A 15,577-nucleotide genomic window follows, 5' to 3' on the forward strand; every position below is an offset into this window, starting at 1 on the left:
GGCTCTAGAGAAACATTCGCCGTTCTTCGTTTACCAGCTCCTGCAGGAAGTCCACGACAGTGCGTACGCGAACGAGGTCGCGCGCGCTTTCGTGATAGGTCGTCCAATAGGCGCGCTTGATGGAGACATCCGGCAGGATGCGTGTCAGCTCCGGGAATTGTCTGGCGATATAATCATGCAAAATGCCGATGCCTGCGCCGGAGCGCACCGCCTCCGTCTGGCCGATCGCCGTGGATATCTCGAATGAGGCATCCCAGCTGCGCATGATCTCGCCGGAAAAATTCAGCGACGCGGTAAAGATAAGGTCTTCGACATAGCCGACGCGCGGATGCAGCTTCAGCGCCTCGACACTGTCTGGTAGTCCGGCCTGCTCCAGATAGGTTTGGGAGGCATAGAGCCCAAGCGTATAATCCGTCAGCTTCGATGAGACCAGGCGACCCTGCTCCGGTCGCTCGAGTGTAATTGCGATATCGGCCTCGCGCTGCGACAGCGAAAAGGAACGGGGCACGGGCACGAGCTGGATGCGCAGCTCCGGATACCGGGCGATCAAGCGCCCCAGCCTGGGAGCAAGGAAGGACACGCCGAACCCGTCGGGTGCTCCGATCCGTACGGTGCCCGTGATCGCGCTATCCAGATGCCCGACACTGGCCTGCGCGCGCAGCATCTCCGTCTCCATCCGCTCGGCCGCGTGGAGAAAGATCTCGCCCTCGGCGGTCAGGTCGCAGCCGTTGGTGCGCCGCACCAGCAGCCGCGTCTTCAACCGTTCCTCCAGCGTCGTCACGCGGCGGGAGAGGGTGGCGTGGTTGACACCAAGCCGTTTCGAAGCGGCGAGAATCTGCCCCGTGCGCGCCACGGCGAGAAACATGCGGACGTCATCCCAATCCATCGGCACTTCCTCTTTTCGCTTGGTCTCGCGCATCTCGTTATCGCAAAAACCGCCACACACTTTGGTGCGGCAAGCCTTTGGACTTTAATTTTTGCACAACGGTTGCTTATAGCAGCTCATTGATTTGTGCAAATTGAAGTGCCATCCTGTGGCCATCCAAGAAAACGAGGAGGCACACCCATGCGTGAGATCGGTCATTTCATCGGCGGCAAGCACGTCGCCGGCACCAGCGGACGCACCAGCAACGTCTATAATCCGGCAACCGGTGAAGTGCAGGCGACCGTCGCGCTCGCCAGCGTCGAGGAGCTTCGCGCTGCCGTCGAAAACGCCAAGGCCGCACAGCCGAAATGGGCCGCCACCAATCCGCAGCGCCGCGCCCGCGTCTTCTTCAAGTTCGTCGAACTGCTGAACCAGAACATGGATGAGCTTGCCACCTTGCTCTCCAAGGAACACGGCAAGACGGTCGAAGACTCCAAGGGCGATCTCATTCGCGGCCTCGAAGTCTGCGAGTTCGTCTGCGGTATTCCGCACCTGCAGAAGGGCGAGTTCACCGAAGGCGCCGGCCCGGCAATCGACATGTATTCCATCCGCCAGGCTGTGGGTGTTGGCGCGGGCATCACGCCGTTCAACTTCCCGGCCATGATCCCGATGTGGATGTTTGCGCCGGCAATCGCCTGCGGCAACGCCTTCATCCTGAAGCCGTCCGAGCGTGATCCGTCCGTGCCGCTCCGCCTGGCCGAACTGATGATCGAAGCCGGCCTGCCTGCCGGCATTCTCAACGTCGTCAACGGTGACAAGGCCGCTGTCGACGCCATCCTGACCGATCCGGATATCGCTGCAGTTTCCTTCGTCGGCTCCACGCCGATCGCCCGCTACGTCTACGGCACGGCCGCCATGAACGGCAAGCGCGCCCAGTGCTTCGGCGGCGCCAAGAACCACATGATCATCATGCCGGACGCCGACATGGACCAGGCCGTCAACGCCCTGATGGGCGCTGGTTACGGCTCTGCCGGCGAGCGCTGCATGGCCGTATCGGTCGCAGTTCCGGTTGGCGAAGAGACGGCAAATCGTCTCGTCGAAAAGCTGGTTCCGAAGATCGAATCCCTGCGCATCGGCCCTTACACCGACGACAAGGCCGATCTGGGTCCGCTCGTGACCAAGGACGCTTATAGCCGCGTAAACGGCCTGATCGATCGCGGCGTCGAAGAAGGCGCAAAGCTGGTTGTCGACGGCCGCGGCTTCAAGCTGCAGGGCTACGAAGACGGTTATTTCGTCGGCGGCACGCTGTTCGACCACGTCAAGCCGGACATGGATATCTACAAGACCGAAATCTTCGGACCGGTTCTCTCTGTTGTCCGCGCCAAGAACTATGAAGAAGCCCTCGAACTGCCGATGAAGCATGAATATGGCAACGGCGTCGCCATCTACACCCGCGATGGCGATGCTGCCCGCGATTTCGCTTCGCGCATCAACATCGGCATGATCGGCGTCAACGTTCCGATCCCGGTTCCGCTTGCCTACCACTCTTTCGGCGGCTGGAAGGCTTCGAGCTTCGGTGACCTCAACCAGCACGGCACGGACTCGATCAAGTTCTGGACGCGCACCAAGACGATCACCGCCCGCTGGCCTTCCGGCATCAAGGACGGTGCCGAATTCGTCATGCCGACGATGAAGTAAGCATCGCATTCGCCGCCAATATCGACCGTCGCCCGACAATTGTCGTGCGGCGGTTTTTTGTTGCGTTTGTTTTCGATAGAGTCATCTTGCTTGGGCCGCCGTTTTCATTTAGAACAAAAAGAGAACAACGGGAGGGCCGCGCGATGGCCGTGACCTATCAGATCGACTATCTCGAATTCCCGTCGAAAGACGGGCTTAAGACCCGCCGCTTCTTTGAAGAAGCCTTTGAGTGGAGCTTTGTCAGCTATGGCCCGGCCTACCATGTCATCGAGGCGGCCGGCATAGATGCCGGTATCGATGGGGACGCAGGGGAGGCGGCCGGAGCGCCGCTGCCTGTGGTGAGGACCACCGATCTTGAAGCTGCGCAGCGCGCTGTCGAGTTTGCCGGCGGCATCATCACGCGCCCGGCCTTCGATTTTCCCGGCGGCCGTCGCTTTCATTTTCGCGAGCCTGGCGGCTGCGAAATGGCGGTCTGGGTATCCTCGCCGTAAATGCGTTCTTTCGATCGAGGCGCCGCTGCCTTGTGGCGCTCTTTGGATCAATCAATCCTTGATTGTGTCGTCCGGCTAGGGCAGGAAAGGGGCCTGTGGCTTTCCACGCCTTTGAATAACGTGAATATGAATTTCATATTTTGGAATTGTTCAAAACTGAGAAAGCCACTATATACGGTCCAGCCCCTTAAGCAGCCTTGATTCCAGGAGATCGGCATGCGCTTGACGAAACAGACCAATTACGCAGTGCGCATGTTGATGTATTGCGGTGCCAATGACGGCCATTTGAGCCGCATTCCCGAAATCGCGAGGGCCTACAGCGTTTCAGAGCTGTTTCTCTTCAAGATCTTGCAGCCGCTGACCAAGGCCGGCCTCGTCGAAACCGTGCGCGGCCGCAACGGCGGCGTGCGCCTCGCCAAACCGGCGGCAAACATCACGCTGTTCGACGTTGTGCGCGTCACAGAAGACAGCTTTGCCATGGCGGAATGCTTCGAAGACGGCGTCGTGGAATGCCCGCTGGTCGATAGCTGCGGTCTGAACTCCGCATTGCGCAAGGCCCTGAATGCCTTCTTCGACGTTCTAACCGAATATTCCATCGACGATCTCGTCAAGGCGCGCCCGCAGATCAACTTCCTGCTCGGTCTCACGGATGCCGACCATAAGGCGATTGCCAAGAAGCCGGCGATCTCGGCTCCGGCCGCCTGATCTTCACACCCGGAATTCGCAGAGATTTTTCATCCGCAGTTACCCTTGGTAGCTGCGGATTTTCATTGGAATTGCCTTCTATGCGGGCAATGCAGGGTTAGCAATTTGCTGAAAGAAAACGTTAAATCGTTCCGAATCTGATAAATTCGTGCAATTTTTTGCCAGAATATTACCAATTCAGAGGTCTTTTCGTCCAAAAATTTCCAAACTCTATAAATTGGAAAAATTTTAGGCGGCGCTTGTTGCTTTCAAACTTAAAATAAAGTTCCATCGGCGCGATCCGAATAGGAACCTCTGGTGGTGTCCACGGCTTCAAAAGAATAACAAATCTGGGAAACGATATCATGAAAAAGATTTCTGTCCTGCTGGCAGTGACAGCCCTGGCTTCGGTCATGGCGACGTCCGCCTGGTCAAAAACACTTGTATATTGCTCGGAAAGCTCGCCGGAAGGTTTCGATCCCGGCCTGTACACCGGCGGCAATACTTTCGATGCCTCTTCGCGTACGGTTTACAGCCGCCTCGTCGAATTCAAGCATGGCAGCACCGAGATCGAGCCTGGTCTCGCCGAGAGCTGGACTGTTTCCCCCGATGGCAAGGAATACACCTTCAAGCTCCGCAAGGGCGTGAAGTTCCAGACCACCGACTTCTTCACGCCGACGCGTGATCTCAACGCTGATGACGTCATCTTTTCCATCACCCGTCAGCTGGGCACGGACAATCCGTGGGCAAAGTATGTCGCCGGTGGTTCCTATGAATACGCTGATGGCATGGGCTTCCCGAAGCTCATCAAGTCGATCGACAAGGTTGATGACCTGACGGTCAAGTTCGTCCTGAACCGTCCGGAAGCTCCGTTCCTCGCCGACCTCGCCATGGACTTCGCTTCGATCCTGTCGAAGGAATATGCCGACAAGCTTCAGGCCGACGGCAAGATGGAGCAGATGAACCAGCAGCCGCTCGGCACTGGCGCATTCACCTTCGTCGCCTATCAGCCGGATGCCGTCATCCGCTACAAGGCCAACGAGACCTACTTCAAGGGCAAGGAAAAGATCGACGATCTCGTCTTCGCCATCACGCCGGACGCCTCCGTTCGCGCGCAGAAGCTGAAGTCCGGCGAATGCAACATCATGCCGTACCCGAACGCGGCTGACATCAAGGACCTGAAGGCTGACAAGAACCTCAAGGTTCTCGAGCAGGCCGGCCTGAACGTTTCCTACCTCGCCTACAACACGCTGGTTGCACCGTTCGACAAGGCTGAAGTCCGTCGCGCCATCAACATGGCGGTCAACAAGCAGGCCATCGTCGACGCCGTCTTCCAGGGTTCGGCAACGGTTGCGACCAACCCGATCCCGCCGACCATGTGGTCCTACAACAAGGACGTGAAGGACGACGCCTACAAGCCGGAAGAAGCCAAGAAGATGCTTGAAAAGGCTGGCGTCAAGGATCTCAGCATGAAGATCTGGGCGATGCCGGTTTCGCGTCCCTACATGCTGAACGCTCGCCGCGCTGCCGAGCTGATGCAGGCAGACCTCGCCAAGATCGGCGTCAAGGTCGAGATCGTCACCTATGACTGGGCTCAGTACCTGAAGCTCTCCGCTGCCAAGGACCGCGACGGTGCGGCCATCCTCGGCTGGACGGGTGACAACGGCGATCCGGACAACTTCCTTGACACGCTGCTCGGCTGCGATGCCGTCGGCGGCAACAACCGCGCACAGTGGTGCAACAAGGAATTCGACGATCTCGTGAAGAAGGCCAAGCAGACCTCTGATATCAAGGAGCGCACCAAGCTCTACGAAGAGGCTCAGGTTGTCTTCAAGCGCGAAGCTCCCTGGATGACCATCGACCATTCGGAAGAGTTCATCCCGATGACGAAGAATGTCTCCGGCTACCATCAGGATCCGGTTGGCGTTCACCGCTTCGACGGCGTCGATATCGCCGAATAACGAAAAATCTGTAAGAATGCCCGGCCAGGACCGGGCGACCCGGCGGTCAGACACCCTGTCTGACCGCCGGAAAAATTTGGACAACTGTCATGTTGCGATTTTTTTTCAGCCGCCTTGCGGTGCTGATCCCGACATTCCTCGGCGTATCGATCGTCGCCTTTTCGCTCATTCGCCTGCTTCCCGGCGATCCTGTCATGCTGATGTCTGGCGAACGCGTCATGTCGCCCGAACGCCATGCACAGATCTCGCACGATCTCGGCTACGACCAGCCGATGGTCGTCCAGTACGGCAAATATCTCTGGAACGTCCTGCACGGCGATTTCGGCGCCTCGATCACGACAAAGCGTGACGTGTTGACCGACTTCTTCACTTTCTTTCCGGCAACGCTGGAGCTGTCGCTCTGCGCCATGATCCTCGCGGCCTGTCTTGGGATCCCGGCCGGCGTTTTCGCCGCCGTCAAGCGAGGCACCTGGTTCGACCAGAGCGTCATGGGCGTGGCCCTCGTCGGCTTCTCCATGCCGATCTTCTGGTGGGGTCTGTTGCTGATCATCCTGTTCAGCGGCTATCTGCACTGGACGCCGGTTTCCGGCCGCATCGGCCTCATCTATTTCTTCAAGCCGATCACCGGCTTCATGCTGATCGACAGCCTGCTCTCCGGACAGAAGGGTGCCTTCTGGTCGGCCCTGAATTCGCTGATCCTGCCGACCATCGTGCTCGGCACCATCCCGCTGGCCGTCATCGCCCGCCAGACCCGCTCCGCCATGCTGGAAGTGCTCGGCGAGGACTATGTGCGTACCGCTCGCTCCAAGGGCCTGTCGCCGGTGCGCGTCGTTTCCGTGCATGCGCTGCGCAACGCCATGATCCCCGTCATCACCACCATCGGCCTGCAGACCGGCGTGTTGCTCGGTGGCGCTATCCTGACGGAAAGCATCTTCTCGTGGCCTGGTATCGGCAAGTGGATGATCGATGCGGTCACCAAGCGCGATTACCCCGTGGTCCAGGGCGGCCTGTTGCTGATCGCCGCAATCGTCATGTCCGTCAATCTCGCCGTCGACCTGCTTTACGGCTTTATCAATCCACGTATTCGTCACTAGGAGCGGTCCATGAGCACGGTAAGCGTCAAAACCGACCGTCCTTCCGCTCTCGCGGAGTTCTGGTATTATTTTTCCCGAAACAAGGGCGCCGTGATCGGACTTGCGATCTTCGTCTTCGTTCTTCTGCTGGCGGTCTTCGCCGCCATCGTCGCACCTCACAATCCCGACGCCGCCTATGGCAGCACCATGCAGCGCCTGCCGCCGGTCTGGGCGGAGGGCGGCAACAGCAGCTTCCTGCTCGGCACGGACGCCATCGGTCGCGATTTGCTGTCCCGCCTCATCTACGGCACGCGGTATTCGCTGTTCATCGGTCTCGTGGTCGCTTCGGTTTCCGCGGCTGCCGGCGTCCTGATCGGCCTTGTTGCCGGCTATGTTCGTGGCTACACGGACACGATCATCATGCGCGTCATGGATATCATCCTCGCCGTTCCCTCGCTGCTGCTCGCCTTGGTGCTGGTCGCGATCCTCGGGGCCGGGCTGACGAATGCGATGATCGCCATCGCCATCACCTACCAGCCGCATTTCGTTCGCCTGACCCGCGCCTCCGTCATGGCCGAGCGCGACAAGGAATATGTCGTCGCCTCGCGCGTCGCCGGTGCCGGTTCGCTGCGGCTGATGTTCAAGACGATCCTGCCAAACTGTCTTGGGCCGCTGATCGTCCAGACGACGCTCTCCTTCTCGTCGGCCATTCTGGATGCAGCCGCTCTTGGCTTCCTCGGTCAGGGCGCCCAGCCGCCGACGGCGGAATGGGGAACGATGCTCGCGGACTCGCGTGAATTCTTCCTGAGCAACCCTTGGCTCGTCACTTTCCCCGGTCTCTGTATCCTGATTACGGTTCTCGCCATCAATCTGATGGGCGACGGCCTGCGCGATGCCTTCGACCCGAAGCTGAAGAGGTCGTAATGGCACTCCTCGATATTGAAAACCTATCCGTCGAATTCCAGACATCGTCCGGCCTGTTCCGGGCGGTCGATGGTGTCTCGCTGAAATGCGACAAGGGCGAAATCCTGTCGATCGTCGGCGAGTCTGGCTCCGGCAAATCCGTCTCAATGCTCGCCTTGATGGGGCTTTTGCCCTGGACGGCGAAGATCACCGCCGATCGCATGCTGTTCGACGGCAAGGATCTGCGTGGCATCTCCTCGCGTCAGCGCCGCAAAATCATCGGCAAGGACATGGCGATGATCTTCCAGGAGCCGATGTCGAGCCTCAATCCGTGCTTCACGGTCGGCTTCCAGCTTGGCGAGACGCTCCGCATCCACATGGGCCTCGACCGCAAGGCGCGCCGCGAGCGTTCCATCGAGCTCCTGAAGCTCGTCGGCATTCCGGCACCGGAGGATCGCCTGTCGAACTTCCCGCACCAGATGTCGGGCGGCATGAGCCAGCGCGTCATGATCGCCATGGCGCTCGCCTGCAATCCGAAGCTCCTGATCGCCGACGAGCCGACCACTGCGCTCGACGTGACGATCCAGGCGCAGATCCTCGATCTGCTCGCGCGTCTGCAGCAGGAGCAGGGCATGGCGCTCGTGCTTATCACCCACGACATGGGTGTCGTCGCCGAAACGGCCGAGCGCGTACAGGTGCAATATGCCGGCCAGAAGGTCGAGGAGCAACCCGTCAAGGAGCTGTTCCGTGATCCGCATCATCCCTATACGGCAGCACTTCTCTCCGCACTGCCGGAGCGCGCCGTGGTCGGCGAGCGCTTGCCGTCGATTGCCGGCGTCGTGCCCGGCCAACATGATCGTCCGACGGGCTGTCTGTTCGCGCCACGCTGTTCCTTCGCAACGCCGGAGTGCGACAAGGGCGTCAAGCGCCAGGGTAGCGAACTCGGCCTGACCCTTTGCAACTATCCGCTGGAACATGGCAAGCCGCTCGGTCATCCCGGCATTGCCGCCACGCAATCTGCAGGAGGTGCCGCATGACCGGCGCTGTTCTCGAAGGGCGCGATCTCGCCCGCTTCTACACCGTCAAGCGCGGCAGCTTCAAACCGGAAGCGACCGTCAAGGCATTGAACGGCGTCAGCTTCAGCCTGCAATCGGGCCGCACGCTCGCTGTTGTCGGCGAATCCGGCTGCGGCAAGTCGACACTCGCCCGCCTGGTGACGATGATCGAAAATCCGACATCAGGCGAACTGCTGATCGACGGCAAGCCTGCCAAGCTCGGTGACCGCAGCCTGCGCAGCGCCGTGCAGATCGTGTTTCAGAATCCCTATGGCTCGCTCAACCCGCGCCAGAAGGTCGGCTCCATTCTGGAGGAGCCGCTGAAGATCAATACCGATGACGATGCCGCCACGCGCCGCAGCAAGGCTGAGGCGATGATGGCGCGCGTCGGCCTGCGCCCCGAGCATTACGATCGTTACCCGCATATGTTCTCCGGCGGCCAGCGCCAGCGCATCGCTATTGCCCGCGCGTTGATGCTGAGGCCGAAAGTGCTAGTTCTCGATGAGCCGGTGTCCGCGCTCGATCTGTCGATCCAGGCGCAGGTGCTGAACCTTCTGATGGACCTGCAGAAGGAGATGGGGCTTGCCTATCTGTTCATCTCGCATGGCCTTTCTGTTGTGCGCCATATCGCCGACGACGTAATGGTCATGTATCTCGGTCGCCCGGTTGAAGCAGGCACTGCCGAAGAGGTCTTCACTCGGCCGCGCCATCCCTATACGGCCGCCCTTCTGTCGGCGACGCCGATCGCCGATCCCGAGCGCGAGAAGAACCGTATCCGCCTGCAGGGTGAGCTGCCTTCGCCGCTCAATCCGCCGAAGGGATGTCACTTCAATCCGCGTTGCTGGCGCGCTGAGGACAAATGCCGTCAGGTCGAACCGGAACTGGCGGGCGAAGATACACATAAATTTTCCTGTTTCTTTCCGCTGGATTGATCCAAGTTGCGAATCGGGCATGGCAGGTGAACCCCGCTTTGCCCGATTCAAATCAATCATTCCGGACGGGCCTGATGCGCGACAATCAAGACACTCCCCTTGCCATCATCATCATGGGCGTAAGCGGCAGTGGCAAATCCTCGATCGGCGAGGGTGTCGCCGAAAAGCTCGGCATTCACTTCATCGAGGGCGACGCCCTGCATCCGGCAGCCAATGTCGAGAAGATGAGCAAGGGTATTCCGCTGACGGACGAGGATCGCTGGCCCTGGCTGGAAACGATCGGCCGGGAAATCGCGGCAAGCCTCGCCAAGGGTGAAGGCATTGCCGTTTCCTGCTCGGCGCTGAAGCGTGTTTATCGCGAGCGCTTGCGAGCCTCTGCAGGCGGACATCTCTATTTCATCTATCTCGACGGTTCCAAGGAACTGCTGACCAAGCGCATGGGCGAGCGCAAGGGGCACTTCATGCCGGCCTCGCTACTCGAAAGCCAGCTTCAGACGCTGGAAATCCCGACGGGTGAGCCGGGTGTCGTTACGGTCGATATCGATACCACGATCGATGCCATCGTCGACGCTTCCGTCAAAAGCCTCAAGGCCATTCTCTGAAACAGCGGTTCAGGGCGCGAAGCGACCGGGCGAATAAGGCGAGATATCGATGAAGGGCGTCTCGCCAGTGATAAGCTCGGCGAGAACGCGGCCCGTCACCGGTCCGAGTGTCAGGCCATGATGCGCATGGCCGAAGGCGAACCATAGTCCCTCATGACGCGGCGCCTTTCCGATGATCGGCATCATGTCGGGCGTGCAGGGGCGCGCGCCCATCCATGGTTCCGGGTCAAGCCGCTCGCCAAGCGGGAAGGCCGAGCGGGCAAGCGCTTCGGCACGATCCAGCTGCACCGGTGTCTTCGGCGCATCGCGGCGCGCGAATTCAGCCCCAGTCGTCAGTCGAATGCCACGGCTCATTGGCGCCAGCAGATAGCCGCGTTCGGCATCCAGCATCGGATTGTTGAGGACGGCATTCCCTTCGGCAGCGTAGTGCATGTGATAGCCGCGCTTGACGCCAAGCGGAAAGGCATAGCCGAACCGTTTCGTGACCAGATCGGCCCAAGGCCCCAACGCCACGACGACATCTTCTGCCTCGATCGATCCTTCCGCCGTGACCATTTTCCAGGATTTGCCGGACATGCCGAGCGAGAGGGCATCACCTGTCGTGACGCGGCCGCCGATGCTCTCGAAGTAGCGGCGATAAGCCGACGTCAGCCCATGCGGATCCATGACCGACCACGGATCGCGCCAGCGCAGCGCTCCGGCAAAGCTGTCCTTGAGGTGCGGCTCGGCCGCAGCAATCTCCGAGCTGCTCAAGGCGTCATAACCAATGCCGAATTCCCGGTTGAGGCGCTCGGCCTCGGCAAACTCAGCATCCCGCTTTTCGTTCGAGCGGAACAATTCCACCCAGCCGTTTTTCCGGATCAGCTCTTCGGCGTGTGAGGCTTGGATAAGGTCGCTGTGCTCGCTGACCGAATGCGCAATCAGTGGCGCATAGGCGCGGGAGATCATCTCGTGGCGCTTGGTATTGGAGTTCCACCAATAACGGGCGAGAAACGCGATTTGCGAGGGCAGGGCGCGCAGGTGATAGTGCACGTCGACGCGATTGTTGAGGGCATAGCGCAGCAACAGGCGGAATTGCTGCGGAAAGCCGTAGGGCACCACTCCCTCACGCTGGATCAACCCGGCATTGCCAAAGGATGTTTCCCGTCCGGGCTCCCTCTTGTCGACAAGGGTGACCTGACGCCCCCGTCGCTGCAGATGGATTGCCGTCGAAACGCCGACGATGCCGGCACCGAGAACGATTGCGTCCTTTATCATCTTATCCTGCTATCCGCATGCCAATTGCCGTGCTGCGCGATCCCGGCAAAGGCTGCCGCCTCGCATGGACCGCGCTCTAAGCATCGAAAATGCCTGCCAAATTTCGCCGGCGCAATTGAAAAATGCGGTCAGGTGAAAGCCTGTTTGAGGCAGGCGTTTTCGGCGCGGATTCGGATGATGAGAATGACCGCGTTCAGGACCGAAAAGATTGCAGCATAGATCGGCATGCCGAAGGCAAGAGGCAGAGTGGCGATCTCACCGACGACAACGGCATAGTTCGGGTGACTGAGCAGGCGATACGGGCCCTTGGTGACGAGAGGCGCGCCGGGCAGGATGATGATGCGTGTCGTCCAGCGATCCCCCAGCGTTGCCAACACCCAGAGGCGCAGCGCCTGCAATATCATGAACAACGACAGCCAGACGGGTTCGATCGGCCGGCCGATGGCAAAGACCCACAGTCCGATGAGCCAAGTTGCATGCATCGCCACCATCAGCGGATAGTGCGCGGCAGCATATTCTCGAGCGCCACGAGCGAGGAGAGCCTTCGTATTGTGCCTGGCATAGACGAGTTCCGCCAGCCGTTGCAATGTCACGAAGATCAGAAGAGCAATGGACGGCCACAGCATCAGGCGACCCTCTTCAACGTTATGCAGCTTGCCGAGAAGCCGGGGCCCATGGCGAGCAGGGCAGAGCGTTCGGGCAAGCCGGCAATGATTGCCCTTTCCAGCACGAACAGCACGGTCGGCGACGACATGTTGCCGTAGTCGCCGATCACTTCACGTTCGATATCCAGCGCGCCCTCTTCAAGACCAAGGGATTTCTCCAGTGCCGTCAGCACCTTGGCGCCGCCAGGATGGCATATGAAGCGATCGATGTCCGAGAGCGAGAGTTTGGATCGATCGAGAATGCCGGCAACCGCGCTCCTGAGGTGAGTCTCGGCAAAGACCGGCAGGGATTGCTCGAGAATGATGCCGAAACCCGTATCGTCGATTTTCCAGCCCATGATGCCCAGGCTGTCGGGAAAGAGATGTTCACCCGTTGATTCGATCTCGGCAATACCGCCGGCTCCCGCCCTGAGAACACAAGCCGCCGCGCCATCGCCGAACAGCGCAGTGGCGATGATGTTGGGTCGCGTCAGCTCGTCTAGGCGAAATGCCAACGAGCAGAGTTCGATCGCAACGAAGAGAACAACCGCCCCCGGGCGGCTTCTCGCCATTTTCGTCGCGACGGCAAGGCCTGAAACGCCTGCCGCGCAACCAAGTCCGAAAATCGGCACGCGCTCGATATCGCAGCGGAACCCCATTTCGCCCGCAAGCCGCGCTTCGAGGCTTGGCGTGGCAAGCCCGGTCGAGGAAGCCGTGACGATGCAATCCACCTGATGTGCTTCCAGGCCGGCGCGCTGCAGGGCGTTGGTTGCGGCTTCTCGGAAGAGATCGCTTGCGACTTCGGTGTAGGCGCCCATGCGATCCTGCCAGCCATGCGGTTCCTCGAACCACGAAAGCGGCCGCGCTGCATGTCGCTTGCGGATGCCGGCGCTTTCGAACACGCGCGCCAGATATTTGAAATCGCGGAAGCGCTCAGAGAACAGCCGACCGGCCGTTTCTGCTGCGTCCGATTGGAGGATGATATTGTCTGGTGTTGCAACGGCGAGACTAAGAAGTTTGACGGTATCGATCACGAGTTTCTCCTGGTGCCCCTGGAGGGCCTGACGGCTGAAACACGCAATGGCGGGCATCTATTCGATCGAGAGACGGTCACGAAAGAGTGAGCGCGTGGCCGCTTCGAGAGAGCAGAAAAAAATTCGACGCGTCCGAATAAAAGGTGGCGCCGGTGTGTTCTCCACTCGCAACGTTCATTTTGCCAAGGAGACATTCCATGACGACCAATGCATTCCGCCTGGCTTCCATCGCTCTCGGTGCCGGCCTCGTTTTCGGTGCCTTCGCGCTGCCAGCTTTTGCCGCAGGCGATGATTCGAGCACGACGCCGACTTGCAAGAAGGGCGAGATCTACGATCAGAAGACTAAGAAGTGCGTGAAGCAGCAGGGCGCCAACGTCACCGACGAAAACCGCGCCGACTATGCCTATTCGCTCGCCAAGAAGGATCATCGTTACGCGGAGGCTTTGGCCGTTCTCGACACGATGAAAAACCCGAACACGGCGGAAGCGCTGAACTATCGCGGCTATGCCACCCGCAAGCTCGGCCGCACGGATGAGGGCATTTCCTACTACACCAAGTCCGTCGCCATGGATCCGAAGTACACGCTTGTTCGCGAGTATCTCGGCGAAGCCTATGTCATCAAGGGCCAGATGGATCTCGCCAAGGATCAGCTGAAGACGATCAAGGCACTCTGCGGCAACACGAGCTGCGAGGAATATCGCGATCTCCACGCCGCGATCGTCAATCCGTCCAGTCTCTAAGGCCGGTCGGGGATCGAAGGTGAGACATAAGCAGGGAGCTTTGCGAGGGATATGGGAGTGATGCCAGTCGCTCGTGGCGCGATTTCTGCTTATAGTCTGACAACAACGGAGCCGCCGAAAAGGTCGGCGGCTCCCGGACGTGCGAATGTCGCGGAGGAAGCCATAGCGAGCGAAGAGCATATCAGGGCAGGCCTGTCCCAGCACCTGACGCGGCTGTGGCGCTACGGCGTGGTGCTGTCGCGCCAGCGCGATGTGGCCGACGATCTCGTTCAGGCGACCTGCGTCAGGGCGCTGGAGCGGGCGGCGCAGTTTACGCCGGGCACCAGGCTCGATCGCTGGCTGTTCGCCATCCTGCATTCGATCTGGCTGAACGAGGTTCGTTCGCGCCGGGTGCGCATGGGGCAGGGCTTCGTCGATGCCGATGAGACGCTTGTGTTCGACGGCGCGCAGGAGACGGAGACGCATGTGCTTGCGGGACAGGTGCTGCAGCGCGTGCAGGCTCTGCCGGAGGCGCAGCGCACGGCAGTGTTCCTGGCATATGTCGAAGGGCTGTCCTATCGCGAAGTGGCCGAGGTTCTGGATGTGCCGATCGGAACCGTCATGAGCCGGCTGGCCGCGGCGCGAATGAAACTGGCCGATGGCATGGGGATGATGGCCGACGGAAAATCGTCTGGCGGTGGGCGATTGGGGAATGGAAATGAGTGAATTCAACAAAGGACAGACGCCGACGGACGAGCAACTGACCGCTTTCATCGATGGCGAGCTTGATGCTGCCGACCGTGAATGGATCGAGCAGCAGATCACCGACGACGAACGCGTGGCCGAACGTTTCGACTTTCTATCGCGCAGCGCCCTGCCGTTTACCGAGGCATTCCAGCCGATGCTCGCCGAGGCACCGGCGGCAAAGCTCCAGGCCATGCTTGACGCCATTCCGTCCGTGGAGCAATCCAATGTCCGGACCGCCGGTATCGGCCGTCGCGGGTTTCTGGCGGCGATCGCCGCAAGTTTCGTCGCTGCCGTCGCCATAGACCGCGCGGTCATCGGAATCGGCCATCGGCTTTCGAAGCCGGATGAGGATAGCGAGTGGCGCGCCGCCGTCGCCGAATATCTCTCACTCTACACCGTCGATACACTGAGCGCGCCGGCCGGGGACCGCGCGCAGCAGCTTGCGCAATTGAACGGCGTGGGCAGCAAGCTCGGGCTGCCGCTGGCGCCGGAAACGGTCGCCATGCCAGGCATCGAGTTCAAACGTGCACAGATTTTGAATTATGACAGCAAGCCGCTCGCCCAGATCGCTTATCTCGATCCGGAAAGCGGGCCTATGGCGCTTTGCATCGTCCAGTCCGCTAAAGGTGCGGCTGCGCCCGATATGGAAAATCGCCGCGGGATGAATGTCGTCTATTGGTGTAGCGCCACGCATGCCTTCATGCTGATCGGCCACGCGCCGATCGATCGAATGCAGCAACTTGCGGCCGATGTCAGGGCGCATCTGATCGCCTGATGGCTGCCGTGGTGCGTTCCAAATTCGCGTGATTCAAAAAGAATTTGGCGAAAACTCTTCCTGCTGGTATTCTTTGTCCAACGAAAATCGAACGAGCGCCTGCAGCATGCCCCCAAGGCCTTGCGCGGCGCGGTGGA

Annotated in this window: 16 protein-coding genes; 12 read left to right on the forward strand and 4 right to left on the reverse strand. The window is 60.2% G+C overall.

Going from position 1 to position 15,577, the window contains the following annotated elements:
• Positions 1–4: 4 nt before the first annotated feature.
• On the reverse strand, positions 5–886 hold the full coding sequence (locus HGP17_RS25620; RefSeq protein WP_168813436.1) for a LysR family transcriptional regulator: 882 nt from the start codon (positions 884–886) through the stop codon (positions 5–7).
• Between the two features lie 180 nt (positions 887–1,066).
• Here HGP17_RS25620 and HGP17_RS25625 point away from each other — a divergent pair, with 180 nt between their 5' ends.
• From HGP17_RS25625 to HGP17_RS25665, 9 genes are all read left to right on the forward strand, one after another.
• Entirely contained in the window at positions 1,067–2,563 is a 1,497-nt protein-coding gene (locus HGP17_RS25625; RefSeq protein WP_168813295.1) for a CoA-acylating methylmalonate-semialdehyde dehydrogenase, read from the forward strand.
• Positions 2,564–2,706: 143 nt separating this feature from the next.
• On the forward strand, positions 2,707–3,054 hold the full coding sequence (locus HGP17_RS25630; RefSeq protein ID WP_168813296.1) for a VOC family protein: 348 nt from the start codon (positions 2,707–2,709) through the stop codon (positions 3,052–3,054).
• A 216-nt stretch (positions 3,055–3,270) separates the two neighbouring features.
• Positions 3,271–3,759, forward strand: a complete 489-nt coding sequence (gene rirA / locus HGP17_RS25635; RefSeq protein ID WP_168813297.1) for an iron-responsive transcriptional regulator RirA — start codon at positions 3,271–3,273, stop codon at positions 3,757–3,759.
• A gap of 344 nt (positions 3,760–4,103) precedes the next feature.
• Positions 4,104–5,699, forward strand: a complete 1,596-nt coding sequence (locus HGP17_RS25640) for an ABC transporter substrate-binding protein (RefSeq protein ID WP_168813298.1) — start codon at positions 4,104–4,106, stop codon at positions 5,697–5,699.
• Positions 5,700–5,788: 89 nt separating this feature from the next.
• Positions 5,789–6,793: an ABC transporter permease subunit gene (locus tag HGP17_RS25645; RefSeq protein ID WP_168813299.1), complete on the forward strand. Its 1,005-nt coding sequence runs from the start codon at positions 5,789–5,791 to the stop codon at positions 6,791–6,793.
• Between the two features lie 9 nt (positions 6,794–6,802).
• Positions 6,803–7,696 carry an ABC transporter permease subunit gene (locus HGP17_RS25650; RefSeq protein ID WP_168813300.1) on the forward strand — a complete coding sequence of 298 codons (894 nt, stop codon included), beginning with the start codon at positions 6,803–6,805 and terminating at the stop codon, positions 7,694–7,696.
• Positions 7,696–8,712 (forward strand): ABC transporter ATP-binding protein, encoded by a 1,017-nt coding sequence (locus HGP17_RS25655; protein ID WP_168813301.1) that lies wholly within the window; start codon positions 7,696–7,698, stop codon positions 8,710–8,712. Before HGP17_RS25650 ends, HGP17_RS25655 begins: the two co-directional genes overlap by 1 nt.
• Positions 8,709–9,662, forward strand: coding sequence for a peptide ABC transporter ATP-binding protein (locus HGP17_RS25660; RefSeq protein WP_168813302.1), 954 nt, complete (start codon positions 8,709–8,711; stop codon positions 9,660–9,662). The genes HGP17_RS25655 and HGP17_RS25660 overlap by 4 nt, the downstream gene beginning before the upstream one ends.
• A 74-nt stretch (positions 9,663–9,736) precedes the next feature.
• Positions 9,737–10,264: a gluconokinase gene (locus HGP17_RS25665; protein ID WP_168813303.1), complete on the forward strand. Its 528-nt coding sequence runs from the start codon at positions 9,737–9,739 to the stop codon at positions 10,262–10,264.
• A gap of 9 nt (positions 10,265–10,273) precedes the next feature.
• Here the strand turns inward: HGP17_RS25665 and HGP17_RS25670 are convergent, their stop codons facing one another.
• The 3 genes from HGP17_RS25670 to HGP17_RS25680 form a co-directional block, all read right to left on the reverse strand.
• Positions 10,274–11,521: an FAD-binding oxidoreductase gene (locus HGP17_RS25670; protein ID WP_168813304.1), complete on the reverse strand. Its 1,248-nt coding sequence runs from the start codon at positions 11,519–11,521 to the stop codon at positions 10,274–10,276.
• A 128-nt stretch (positions 11,522–11,649) separates the two neighbouring features.
• Positions 11,650–12,147 (reverse strand): isoprenylcysteine carboxylmethyltransferase family protein, encoded by a 498-nt coding sequence (locus HGP17_RS25675; protein ID WP_168813305.1) that lies wholly within the window; start codon positions 12,145–12,147, stop codon positions 11,650–11,652.
• Positions 12,147–13,199, reverse strand: coding sequence for a 3-oxoacyl-[acyl-carrier-protein] synthase III C-terminal domain-containing protein (locus tag HGP17_RS25680; RefSeq protein ID WP_168813306.1), 1,053 nt, complete (start codon positions 13,197–13,199; stop codon positions 12,147–12,149). Before HGP17_RS25680 ends, HGP17_RS25675 begins: the two co-directional genes overlap by 1 nt.
• A 197-nt stretch (positions 13,200–13,396) precedes the next feature.
• On the opposite strand from HGP17_RS25680, the gene HGP17_RS25685 reads away from it, so the two are divergent.
• The 3 genes from HGP17_RS25685 to HGP17_RS25695 are packed head-to-tail and all read left to right on the forward strand — an operon-like array spanning position 13,397 to position 15,440.
• The gene (locus HGP17_RS25685; protein WP_168813307.1) at positions 13,397–13,939 is read left to right on the forward strand and encodes a hypothetical protein; all 543 of its coding nucleotides are present in this window, start codon (positions 13,397–13,399) and stop codon (positions 13,937–13,939) included.
• Between the two features lie 60 nt (positions 13,940–13,999).
• A complete protein-coding gene (locus tag HGP17_RS25690) occupies positions 14,000–14,644 on the forward strand; it encodes an RNA polymerase sigma factor (protein ID WP_246704216.1) in 645 nt (214 codons plus the stop codon).
• Positions 14,637–15,440: an anti-sigma factor gene (locus HGP17_RS25695; RefSeq protein WP_168813308.1), complete on the forward strand. Its 804-nt coding sequence runs from the start codon at positions 14,637–14,639 to the stop codon at positions 15,438–15,440. The genes HGP17_RS25690 and HGP17_RS25695 overlap by 8 nt, the downstream gene beginning before the upstream one ends.
• Positions 15,441–15,577: the final 137 nt, after the last annotated feature.

The sequence above is a fragment of the Rhizobium sp. P38BS-XIX genome (genome assembly GCF_012641435.1).
Taxonomy (GTDB): domain Bacteria; phylum Pseudomonadota; class Alphaproteobacteria; order Rhizobiales; family Rhizobiaceae; genus Rhizobium.